Source organism: Gilliamella sp. wkB18 (assembly GCF_001690875.1).
Taxonomy (GTDB): domain Bacteria; phylum Pseudomonadota; class Gammaproteobacteria; order Enterobacterales; family Orbaceae; genus Gilliamella; species Gilliamella apicola_A.
This window is the reverse complement of record NZ_LZHM01000102.1, coordinates 1-12,320: the sequence shown is the minus strand read 5'-3', so window position 1 is coordinate 12,320 and position 12,320 is coordinate 1. Positions and strand designations below refer to the sequence as shown.

Sequence of the window (12,320 nt, the reverse complement as noted above, 5' to 3'; positions counted from 1 at the left end):
TATATCAACATATTGAAATACAATTATATTCAATATAAATAATATTATCCGTAGTGACAACATTAAAATAAAAACCATAAAAAGATTGGCTAAAATGTTTTCATTCTGCTATTCCTTAATTAACGCTTATCAACATACTTTTTTCTTGCATCATACTGTGCTTAAGTAATGTCCCTAATATTTAATAATTGTTTTAATTTTATTAACTTACTATATATCATCGCTATCGACCTTTTAAAAATCAGAAACGCTTTTCTTATAAGCATTTTTAGTGTGTTTTTTCGGCTTCACTAGCAAACAGATAAACTACAATACAAAAATCAGACAAGATTAAACCTAACTTAATAAATTCATCTATTAAATGTATTTTAACATTTTCAGAGGGTTGGCTTAATTTTGAATTTATTCACAAGTAACTGTACTACACTTGAGCAAGTATACTTATTATTTCTTAAATAATAGGATTTAAAAAATTGCCAATGCTATTGAAAATAATTTTATAGGCTTTACCAACATTTATCATAATTTTTTCTGATCAGTTTAAACAAAAGGATAGATAATAAATGAGATTCATGTTTTTTTCATAAATCTCTTCAAGTTGTGGTAAATTTTAGATTACTAAATATACAGCAAATTTATTAAAAATTTTTAATGGGCTGTGAAAGAAAAGTTAGAAAAATAAAATAATAATCCCAATAATTTTATTTATACTTATTGGAGTAACAAAAATTTACATCTTTGTTGTTTTTTTAGCAGTAAATTTTCTTAGTATTCTATTTAATTTTGTACGCTTAAACCTTAGCATTCTCTTATCTGTTTTAGTTGATATAAGAGATTTTACTTCTGGAGGCAAACTAACTATTTCACGTAGATAATTAACCGCATTGATATCTAATTCCATCCATGTCCCACGTGATAACTCTTTAGGTAACTTGATATTACCATAACGGGTACGTAATAACCGACTAACTTGTACCTCAATAGCTTCCCACATTCTGCGAACTTCACGATTACGCCCTTCAGTAATAACTACGTTAAACCATTGGTTTAGTCCATCTCCACCTTGCGGTTTAATCGATTTAAACGATGCTGGTCCATCTTCTAATTGCACACCTTTGCGTAGCTGATTAATTTGTTGATCAGTAACATTACCAAATACTCGCACTGCATATTCACGTTCTATCTCATGGCGAGGATGCATTAAGCGATTAGCGAGTTCACCATCGGTGGTAAATAACAATAGTCCAGAGGTATTAATATCTAAACGTCCAATATTTATCCAACGGGCATTTTTTAAGCGTGGTAACCGTTCAAATACTGTTGCGCGCCCTTGAGGATCGTTGCGCGAACAAATTTCACCTTCCGGTTTATAATAGGCTAAAACTCGACAAACTTCTTTCTGTTTACTTCTTAATTGGACCAAATGACCATTAATCCGAATTCTTGGGTTGGCATTTATATCAACCCTGTCCCCTAACGTTGCAATCTTACCATCAACGCTGATTTTTCCTGCAGCAATCATCGCTTCAATTTCACGACGTGAGCCATTACCTAAATTAGCTAAAACTTTTTGCAACTTTTCAGTATTGTCAGTTACTTTTTTCATTTTTTCCTCGTTACCTTCACAGGTATCAAATTAATCACTATCTATTTTGCGTAAAAAACTAAGACTGGCTTAGGTTTAATTCATATTTTGGATATCTTAATGCAACTGCCAGCAACTATTTAAAAGGTTTTATATCACCACTACCATAACGAATCACATCAGGATAATCATTGGTTAAATCAATAACCGTTGTAGGTTGTTGACTGATATAACCACCATGAACAATTGCATCAAGCTGTTGCCCTATTTTATATTCAATTTCATCAGGATCAGACTGCGCTTCATATTCATTTGGTAAAATCAGTGTTGTTGTCATTAAAGGTTCACCTAATAATTCTAGTAGAGCTAAATCAATTTTATTATTAGGAATACGTAAACCAATGGTTTTTCTTTTTTCATTTATTAAACGACGTGGAACTTCTTTACTTGCTTGCAAAATAAAAACGTATTTACCTGGAGTATTATTTTTCAATAGACGGAAAATAATATTATCCACATAAGCATAAGAAGATAATTCTGATAAATCACGACACATAAAAGTAAAATTATGACACCTATCGAGCTGACGTATTTTACAAATACGATCAACACCATTTTTATTGTCCATTAAACACCCAAGTGAATAACCAGAATCAGTTGGAAAAGCAACAACGCCACTATCTTTTAAGATCTTAACAACTTGCTCCAATAATCGACTTTGTGGATTATCAGGATGTATATAAAAAATTTGGCTCATAATACTCTTCTATATCAATATTTGATTTAAAACACTTTTACAATGTAAAATTTCCACCAAATACATTTTAATGGCACACTAACTTAAAGCAATTTTATTCCATATTAATTTAGCATCCAATTATGCCAAATGGGTATCACACTATCAGGTAAAGGCTTTGTTTTTCCCAAATCTAAATAATTAACAAGGTCATGAAAATCGGATCCTTGTGAAGCAAGCAATCCAAATTCATTTGCTAACTTTGCTAATCTTTGCAAATCATCTTGCATTTGCCTGCTTTGTGAGACTTCAATCGCATCTCCTCCCTCAGATTTAAACTCACTAATTAATAATTTTAATTTCGTCGCCGTTAAATCATAACGTGTTGGGTGTGCTAATACTGCTTGACCTCCTGCTGAATGTATAGCATTAATAGCATCTGCAATACTACACCAATTAGGCGGAACATAAGCATATCCACTTTTACCTAAATATTTTTTAAATGCTCGCTTCACATCTTTAACAAACCCGCCAACAACTAAAAATCGGGCAAAATGAGCTCGAGAAACAATATCACCTTTAGCAAACTGCTTAGCTTGTTCATAAGCATTATCAATATTTAATTTAGCTAATTTTGCACTAATTGTTTGCGCGCGTTGAATTCGAGCTTGTTCTTGGGATAGTAAAAGATCTAATAATTGAGCATGATCAATATTAATATTCAACCCGACAATGTGAATCTCATTATTTTTCCAATTAGTTGATATTTCAACACCACAAATTAGCTTAATTGGTAAATTCTCATGTTCAATAGTTTTTTTCGCTTCAGCCAATCCTTTAACAGTGTCATGGTCTGTAATAGCCAAAACATTAATTTGGTTTTCCACTGCTCTTTTAACCAGGGCGCTTGGTGTTAGAACACCATCTGATGCTGTAGTATGAGAATGTAAATCAACGATCACTTTTTTCTCGAAAATTATTTTGAAACGTGTAATATACCACACAATTTGTACGACCACTAAAAGGTATATTATGAAAGATCAAATTCTCCTTACCCAACAAGATACTCAATCGATTATCGAAGAACTTTTAGAAGATGGCAGTGATCCCCATGCACTTTATTTAATTGAGCATCATATTTCATCCGAGAACTTTGATAAGCTTGAAAAAGTTGCCATCGAAGCCTATAAATTGGGTTATGAAGCAACCGATCCAGATGAAGATGTAGATGATTTTGGTAATCTTGTTATTGGTTTTGACATTATCGCCGAAACCCCTCTTAATGCAGAATTAATTAATGCTCAGATAGCTCAAATTATAACATTAACCCAAAAATTTGGTGTAAATTATGATGGATGGGGTACTTACTTCGAAGACGGCAGTGATGATATGCTTGATGAAAGTGATGTCGAAAACGAAACACTGCATTAATTTTATAATAAATTTTAAAAATATTTACCATTTTATTCCGTTAACAGATAAAAATGGTAAATGCCATTACTAATACTTTATAATTATTTTAATTATTTTACTTGTTCAACTCGACTTATTTTTTTATGATCAGCAAAAGTACTTCGTACAAATACTACATCCCCTTTTGAGATTGCAACCGGATCAGTATAGTGATGCCAATTTTTACCATTATCGACGGAATATTCAATAATTAAACTAGGAAATATAATATTGGCAATAAGTTTATTGTTTTCAATTTTAGCTCCAGGAATAGGTAATCGATAATCAACCCCAGCTAAATCTAATTTCGCTAATTCACGTTGTCCAACCAAATTAGCAAACCGTGTCCAATCTTTTAATAACAATTTCTGATTTACATAATGTGTTTCACCTTGTTTATATTCACGATCTTTAAAGTAAGGTTTTTCCCAATCAGCTTGATGCCATGCTCTTTCTGCTACTGCCAATAATCTTGGGTACATCATGTATTCCATTTGAACATCGGTACGAACAATTTCGCTCCATAATTGAGCCGACAAACCATAACTGTCAAACCAATTCATGGTACCTTTGGCACTAAATGCATTCCCGTCGCGATCAGTTGAAGTTTCAGCATTCTGCGGTAAATTATTAGGCGCAAAACTAAAAATTTTACGTTCATCATTAAATCGAGCTCCCCAATAATAACCACTCTCTTTAGGATTTACTTCATATGGAAAATCGAGATATACATAATCTGGATTAGAGATAACCATTTGATAACCTTTATTGATCCATTCGCTTGCTGAGTCATAACCGCCCCAATAGAGTGCATCCCAAAAGTTAACGGTAACTTTATCAACGGCAAACGCCTTAGCATTTTTTGCATATTTCACGCCGTCTTGCCATGCTTGCATATGATTAATACCGTGATTTTTGATAATTTTACTCACTTCAATTGCAAAATAACTTGGTAGATGCTCAATATCTTTAATCGCTCCTTTTTTAATCAAGGTTTGGCATGCTTGTGATTTAGCCCAAGGGTGATCCTCAATGCTCTGATCAATCAATCCTTTACCATCTACTTTAGGTGATACATTAATATCTTGATATCCGGCCCCCAAACGAATATTTTTGGCTTCATCACCACCAAAATGCCAAACTGAAATAGGCTGACCTGCTTCATTATGCATTTTCGCAATTTCAGTAATCACTTTATCGACAAAGCGTTTAGACGAATCCAAACATGGATTAAGATAACTTTTGCGATCATAAAATTGAACGGTTGTGGTGTTAGATTTGTCGGTTGGATCAACTAAACGAAACTCGTTCGCTTGCTGTTCTTTGCCCTCTGACATTAATCGGCTGTACCGCGCTTCCATAGAAACAATTGCCGCTCTGGCATGGGCAGGCATATCAATTTCTGGTATCACCTCAATAAAACGAGCTTTAGCATATTTAACAATCTCAATATAATCTTCTCGACTAAAATAGCCACTTCCTGAATTATCATTATTAGGACCTGAACCTAATTGTGGTAATAGACATTTTTGTTCACTTAGGTCATGGCATCGTTGGCTACCTACATCTGTCAATTCTGGTAAGCCAGGAATTTCTATTCGCCAGCCTTCATCATCACTTAAATGAAAATGGAATTTATTCAATTTGTATGTAGCCATTTGATCAAGCAAGCGTAGAATCACATCTTTACTTTTAAAGTTACGCCCGGCATCAAGCATAATACCCCGATATTCGAAACGTGGTGAATCTTCAACATTAATACTAGCTATAGTTGGTTTATTGTTTACTGGAATCAATGAAAGAATTGATTGTACCGCATAAAAAATGCCACTTTCATCAACAGCTGTAATGGTCGCTTTTTTGTCTATAATATTAAGTTGATAAGCTCCAGGTAAAGCATTTTTAAACTTTGAAGAATCAATATTGGCTTCAATTTTAAACCCCTGAAGGGTTAATGGTATACCTAGCCGTTTAAATTGTTGACTTAATACTGAAAAGCTTGCTCGATTAAGCCCTTGCAATTGTAGATTAACACCTTTTTTGTCGAGTGTAATATCCGATTTACCCACAGTCAATTTAGTTGGTGTTGGAAGGATTTGCCCCCGCAAAGCTTCCGCATTAAGCATTTTCACATCTGTATTGCGCTCAAACCTTGTTATTGGCGTCATTAAAATATTATGATCATTTGGTGTACGCTTCCAATTGTCACCAATTGGTGACACAAAATTAGCTAACATTTCGGTATCAGTATTCTTTATGACTTTCGGTTTAGCATCCGTTGATGTTACATACCAACGAGGAATAACATCAGTTTCACTTAATTGCCAATATTCACCAACAATTGGAATATCAATCGTTGATTTTGCTGGAAAACCCGTAAATTTTTCTGTTGGTTGAATTTTGTGTAAATCACCAGTAATGTGCGTGATTTTAAACTGATCGTTATTGACAGATAAAATCATACGGATACTACTGAAATAAATAGCCCAGTTGTTATCATTAATTGCAGCACCTTGATTAGTTAGGGAAATCGTCGCCCTATTACAAGCCGCCCAATCAGCTCCTAAAGCAGCACAATTAATACCATGTTCACCTGCTTGATTATCGTTAACAGTGTATTTTACACTAAGTTGGGAACTGATTGAGTCCACAATCGGTTGAGATGCAAAAGCAGTTTGTATCATCCCGATACTTAATAAAGATGCAATCGATGTTGCAAGAACTGCAATTTTGAACTTTTTCATAATGTGATTACCTATTTCTGTTTAGCATTAAAAACGGTAAATGGAATAGTTATGATGAACTTTATATCGTGTTCATCTTGAAAAATATTGCCATATCCACCATCCCAACTTGGTATATTAGTATGATTGTTATATTTGGTATAATGTAATTGGAAGGAAGTATTCTTAACCCATCCATTTGGAACTGTATAACCCAGATCAAAATTATATGCTGATTCTATTAAGCGTTGCTTTTGGTTAAAATCAGGATTAGTGCTTGGCTTTGCATTCCAACCATAAGCATAAGATATTCCAGTTTTCCAACCAGTAAGATAATGTGATAGATAGCTAAAATCATAAGTTGCTTCAGCAAATACGGCTTTTTCACCATTGGCATTAAAATCAGAACGAGAATTCCACCAAACATCCAAACGACCATTTGAAGATGCATAATCAGGCGTCATACGTTGTAAAAAAAAGCCCTGCTCTCCTCTAGCTTTTACGGCTACACCCTCAAGCCTTAAACCTACTGCTCCGATTTGATAACCTAGAGTCACAGACTGTAACCAAGCTAAACCGTCATACACATTCATTCCAGCATGTGACTGATCCTTTGCACCATAGAACTGATAACTCATCGCCAAAGGGTTATCAAACAATTTGGTTTCATAAGAAACCTTACCAAAGTATTGATTCATATAATTATGAGATTGACCAAAAGCACCTTCTAGAACTAAACTATTTTTAAAATCATACTTAAAACCAACTGAATGCAAGTAGCTAATCTCCTTTCCTGCACCCCACTCACGAAATTCATAAAGTCTCTTATACCATGGTGCTTTATATCGATCCGCCCACATATAGGACATTGACAATTCACCAGCATCTTCAAAACTCAATGTGGTACCCAATTCTAATCCACGATAAGTACCAGGTAAAAAACTCAAATGCGTAGCTAATAAGGTTTGACCTGAAGGTTGTATATAACCTATATTCATCCAAAAAGCTTCACCAATTTTAAAATTGACCTGAGCTTTATAAAAACTAAGCCCACTCACGTCTTTTTTGTAATCTTCTTTCCAACGAGTATTTGCCCCACTAAATCCTATTTCATTCGGATGCCCATTACCACCATTACTAACTTCCCAAGCGCCATAACCTCCTAGGTTAACAGCAAACATATTGGCAATATACCCTGATTTAAAATCCAAATTGGTATTAAATGACGTATGTCTAAGATTTTTTTCATACTTATGTTCTTCAACATTTTTTCTTTCTCTATCACGATTCCAGAAAAATACATTTCCTGTCAATTCAGAATCTTTAACAAAATTACTGTAATAAATAGCATGGACAGGTACAATACTTGTTAGCAGCGATAAAAATAAAATCAATTTGGTTAAATGATTTAATGATTGAGGCACTATTAATGCATTACATAAATTCATATCTGCTTCCTTAAAACAACTTTGTTTAATCTACAGTAAGATAAGTCAGCATCTAACTTATCTTAATTAGTTAGAATAACTATATATATTTTCATAATGCATAAATATATTTAGATTATCAAATTAGATAACCTATAATCGTGATCCTAATCACCAAAATAGTATTTTTTTGTGTGATTTTTTCGATAAATATCACAACCTCTTTTACTTTTAAAAAGTATAGTATTAAGTTTTAATAATAATATTGTGTAAATTTTTATATAACCAATTAAATTATAAAAAATAATAAGATGTGGTAAAAATGAAGAGTATAATAGGGGATAAATAGAAATTTAAAAGAGAAATTTCTTAAATTTCTCTTTTAAAACTTTAATAAATATACTTTTAAACTACCTTAAAATTGATATTTCTTTTAACTAGAAAAACATACTCATTCAAACTATTTTTCAGTATCAAGTTCTTCAAAACTTTTAACTAATTCGTCAATCGCTTTCACCTGTTTTAAGAAAGGTTCAAGTTTAGCTAATGGTAAGGCCGATGGACCATCACATTTTGCATTGTTTGGATCTGGGTGTGATTCTAAAAATAATCCAGCAATACCAACAGCCATACCGGCACGAGCAAGCTCAGTAACTTGACCTCTACGCCCCCCCGAAGAAACACCCATAGGATCACGGCACTGAAGCGCATGTGTTACATCAAAAATGACAGGCGAGCCATGACTAGCTTTTTTCATAATATTGAAACCAAGCATATCAACAACTAAGTTATCATATCCAAAGCAACTACCTCTATCGCAAAGGATCACTTTATCATTACCTGCTTCTTCAAACTTTTCGACAATATTCCCCATTTGCCCAGGACTAACAAATTGTGGCTTTTTGACATTAATCACGGCACCAGTTTTTGCCATAGCAACAACTAAGTCGGTTTGTCTTGCTAAAAAAGCAGGGAGTTGAATAACATCAACAATTTCAGCTACAGGCTTACACTGCTGCTCAGTATGGACATCGGTAATGATTTTAACACCAAATTGTTGCTTAAGTTCTTGGAAAATTTTCATTCCTTCTTCTAAACCAGGACCTCGATAAGAATGTACTGATGAACGATTAGCTTTATCAAAAGAAGCTTTAAAAATATAAGGAACATTAAGTTTATTAGTCACTGTGACATAATGTTCACATATTTTCATCGCTAAATCGCGCGACTCAAGCACGTTCATGCCACCAAATAAAACAAATGGTAAATCATTAGCTACAGTGATATCACCTACTTTTACTCTTTTTTGCTGCATCATAAAATTTTCCTAATTAAGGTTTAAACCAACGACCAAGGGTTACTCTATCATTACCACTATAGTCTTGAAAGGTTTCAACTAACTGAAATCCGTGTTGTTTAAAAATCGTTTGAACATCTTCACCTTGTTTCCAACCATGTTCAATCAGTAACCAACCATATTGAGTTAAATGTCTGGTTGCACCTTGTACGATTAATCTAATATCAGCCAATCCTTTATCTTCTGAAACCAAAGCACTTTTTGGCTCAAAACGTACATCACCTTGAGATAAATGTATATCTGAAGGTTCGATATAAGGTGGATTGCTGATAATCATCGAGAATTTACGGCTTTTAATCGGTTTATACCAATCACCTTGCAAAAAATAAACATTATCAACCCCAATTTGGGTTGCATTTTGTTGTGCAAGTATTAACGCATCTCGATTTTTTTCTACTGCCGTAAATAAGCTGTCTGGTCGCTCTGTTGCCATAGCAATCGCAATAGCACCAGTTCCTGTACCTAAATCTAATACTTCACAAGGCACTTTAGGCAAGAATTCTAACCCTAATTCAACCAACTTTTCGGTATCTGGTCTTGGAATCAACGTTGAGTTAGAAACATTAAATTTTAAAGACCAAAACTCTTTTTCACCAGTAATATAGGCAATAGGTTCACCTTTTTGGCGGCGTCTTAAATTTGCTTCTAAAGCGGTTAATTCATCACTTGTTAGTAATGTTTCACTAAAAGCCATTAAAAATGTTCGCGTTTTATGAGTAACAAAACTCAATAAAATTTCAGCATCACGCTTTGGGCTTTCACTTTCAATTAGTGTTTGAGAAGCATATTTAAGCCATTCTAGGTAGTTCATTCATCTTGTTCCGATAAAGCAGCAAGTTGATCTGCTTGATATTCTTGAATAATCGGCTCAACTAACATATCCAACTTACCTTCCATGACTTCATCTAAACGATAAATAGTTAAATTAATACGATGATCGGTAACTCGCCCTTGTGGGTAATTATACGTCCTAATTCGATCTGAACGATCGCCTGTACCTAATAAATTACGCCTTGTTGAAGCTTCTTCTTGTTGACGTTTTCGCATTTCAGCATCTTGAATACGCGCAGCTAAAACTGACATCGCTTTAGCTTTATTTTTATGTTGCGAACGCTCATCTTGACACTCAACCACAATTCCAGTTGGAATATGAGTAATACGAATTGCTGAATCAGTAGTATTAACATGTTGACCACCTGCGCCCGAGGAGCGATAAGTATCAATTTTTAAATCGGCTGGATTAATTTCTGGCATTTCTGCTTCAGGGATCTCGGGTAAAACAGCCACAGTACAAGCAGAAGTATGGATACGGCCTTGTGATTCGGTTTCTGGCACACGCTGCACTCGATGCCCACCTGACTCAAATTTTAAATTACCATAAACACCGTCACCGCTAACCAGCATAATGACTTCTTTGTATCCCCCATGTTCACCATCATTTGAACTCATGATCTCAACGCGCCAATTGCGTGATTCAGCGTAGCGAGTATACATTCTGGCTAAGTCACCTGCAAAAATAGCGGCTTCATCACCTCCTGTTCCAGCTCTAACTTCAACAAAGCAATTATAGTCATCATTAGGATCTTTAGGTAATAATAAAACTTGAAGTTGTTTTTCTAAACTTTCAACGCGGCTTAAGGCTTCGTTTAATTCCTCTTGAGCCATATCACTCATTTCAGGATCCGACAGCATCATTTTAGCTGTTTCAATATCTTCTTGCGTCCGTTTCCAGCCAGTAAAACATTTAACGACATCGGTTAATTGTGAATATTCTTTAGAAAGAGAACGAAAACGATTTTGATCGGCGATAACTGATGCGTCAGACAATAATGCTTGAACCTCTTCATAACGCTCTTGTAGAGCTTCTAACTTACTGATAATTGAAGATTTCATAAAAGTATAAGTTTAGTAATAATCATTAATTGAATTTGCAAGGTATTATATACTTAATTGCCTTGGAAATACAGTTTCGTCACTATGTCAATAGTTTACATATCAATAATTAGCTGAAAAATATAAACATATTAAACTTTCGATTTTGTTTCTTACTCTTTTAAAAGTTTGATTTCTGATGTTTTCATTTCACTGTATTTTCTCGCCATTTATAGAAAAATTGAGGTACCGATTCTATATTTATGGCAAAGTTTTTTGACTGTAGAATCAATGCCTATTTTTTTAGCAATGTTAGTTTAGGAGAACAAGTTACATATTCAGTTTATCGCTGTGTATACAGGGAACACAACCAACAACAGGATGTATGAATTCCACCTCGCGGTTTATCCCTGTGTATACAGGGAACACGGGAGATTTGATTTTGATGAAAAATCATGGGTCGGTTTATCCCTGTGTATACAGGGAACACGGGCAGGGGTTAAACCGATCGAAGGGTGCGTACGGTTTATCCCTGTGTATACAGGGAACACTTAATTCCTGCAAGGTTAGCTACAATTGACATCGGTTTATCCCTGTGTATACAGGGAACACAAAGCCCGCTACTAAATTCACGGGCAAACGGACGGTTTATCCCTGTGTATACAGGGAACACGCGTGTCATAAATATCTTTTGATTGCTGACCGCGGTTTATCCCTGTGTATACAGGGAACACTCTAATTGTAGCTATCTGTTTTATTTACAGTTATAGCGACCAACAAATTCTACCAGATTTTTTAAATTTTTAAAGATTTTTAACTTATTGATTTTTAATAAGTCGTAAGTAGGCTTTTTCCAATTTCTATCGTTCCACCAAGAAACACCAATTTTTAATTTAAATTCAAAAAGATATAAATATTCGAATGTACCTAAACAAAAAATATTGTCTTTTACTTTCGTATTAGCGTGAGCTTTTCCCTACTTATTTATGGTGTGTTTTTTACACAATTACGATCATACAAGGTTTATTATCCTCTGAATTATTATCGATTGTTTAATACAGAATAACGGTTTAATGCGCTCTTCTTTTTCTAGTTGCCAGTTGCTTTTGACATGTTCGTGCGCTTCGTCCACCACGTCTAAGGCAAAATCACGGAGGTAAGGCTCGGT

General features: G+C 34.3%; 9 protein-coding genes and 1 CRISPR repeat array. Of the genes, 1 reads left to right on the top strand and 8 read right to left on the bottom strand.

The genetic code is table 11. The features are described from left to right. Positions 1-730: 730 nt before the first annotated feature. The 3 genes from rluB to rnm all read right to left on the bottom strand — a co-directional run bounded on the left by rluB (position 731) and on the right by rnm (position 3,325). Positions 731-1,606, bottom strand: coding sequence for a 23S rRNA pseudouridine(2605) synthase RluB (gene rluB, locus A9G48_RS10510; protein WP_034944956.1), 876 nt, complete (start codon positions 1,604-1,606; stop codon positions 731-733). A 115-nt stretch (positions 1,607-1,721) separates the two neighbouring features. Then, on the bottom strand, positions 1,722-2,342 hold the full coding sequence (locus A9G48_RS10505) for an L-threonylcarbamoyladenylate synthase (protein ID WP_034944954.1): 621 nt from the start codon (positions 2,340-2,342) through the stop codon (positions 1,722-1,724). 104 nt (positions 2,343-2,446) lie between these two features. Continuing rightward, positions 2,447-3,325, bottom strand: coding sequence for an RNase RNM (rnm, locus tag A9G48_RS10500; RefSeq protein ID WP_202807430.1), 879 nt, complete (start codon positions 3,323-3,325; stop codon positions 2,447-2,449). Positions 3,326-3,353: 28 nt separating this feature from the next. On the opposite strand from rnm, the gene rraB reads away from it, so the two are divergent. Beyond that, positions 3,354-3,752 carry a ribonuclease E inhibitor RraB gene (rraB, locus tag A9G48_RS10495; protein WP_034944952.1) on the top strand — a complete coding sequence of 133 codons (399 nt, stop codon included), beginning with the start codon at positions 3,354-3,356 and terminating at the stop codon, positions 3,750-3,752. A 92-nt stretch (positions 3,753-3,844) separates the two neighbouring features. On the opposite strand, the gene A9G48_RS10490 is transcribed toward rraB, so the two are convergent. From A9G48_RS10490 to prfA, 5 genes are all read right to left on the bottom strand, one after another. Continuing rightward, entirely contained in the window at positions 3,845-6,517 is a 2,673-nt protein-coding gene (locus A9G48_RS10490) for a beta-N-acetylhexosaminidase (protein WP_034944949.1), read from the bottom strand. 11 nt (positions 6,518-6,528) lie between these two features. After that, positions 6,529-7,944, bottom strand: a complete 1,416-nt coding sequence (locus A9G48_RS10485) for an OprD family outer membrane porin (protein ID WP_202807429.1) — start codon at positions 7,942-7,944, stop codon at positions 6,529-6,531. 439 nt (positions 7,945-8,383) lie between these two features. Then, positions 8,384-9,238, bottom strand: a complete 855-nt coding sequence (kdsA, locus tag A9G48_RS10480; RefSeq protein WP_034946047.1) for a 3-deoxy-8-phosphooctulonate synthase — start codon at positions 9,236-9,238, stop codon at positions 8,384-8,386. Positions 9,239-9,254: 16 nt separating this feature from the next. Then, positions 9,255-10,091 (bottom strand): peptide chain release factor N(5)-glutamine methyltransferase, encoded by an 837-nt coding sequence (gene prmC / locus A9G48_RS10475; RefSeq protein ID WP_034944946.1) that lies wholly within the window; start codon positions 10,089-10,091, stop codon positions 9,255-9,257. Continuing rightward, positions 10,088-11,173 (bottom strand): peptide chain release factor 1, encoded by a 1,086-nt coding sequence (gene prfA, locus A9G48_RS10470; protein ID WP_034944943.1) that lies wholly within the window; start codon positions 11,171-11,173, stop codon positions 10,088-10,090. Before prfA ends, prmC begins: the two co-directional genes overlap by 4 nt. A 318-nt stretch (positions 11,174-11,491) precedes the next feature. Further along, positions 11,492-11,886: direct repeats of the CRISPR family, unit length 29 nt; unit sequence CGGTTTATCCCTGTGTATACAGGGAACAC. Positions 11,887-12,320 lie beyond the last annotated feature (434 nt).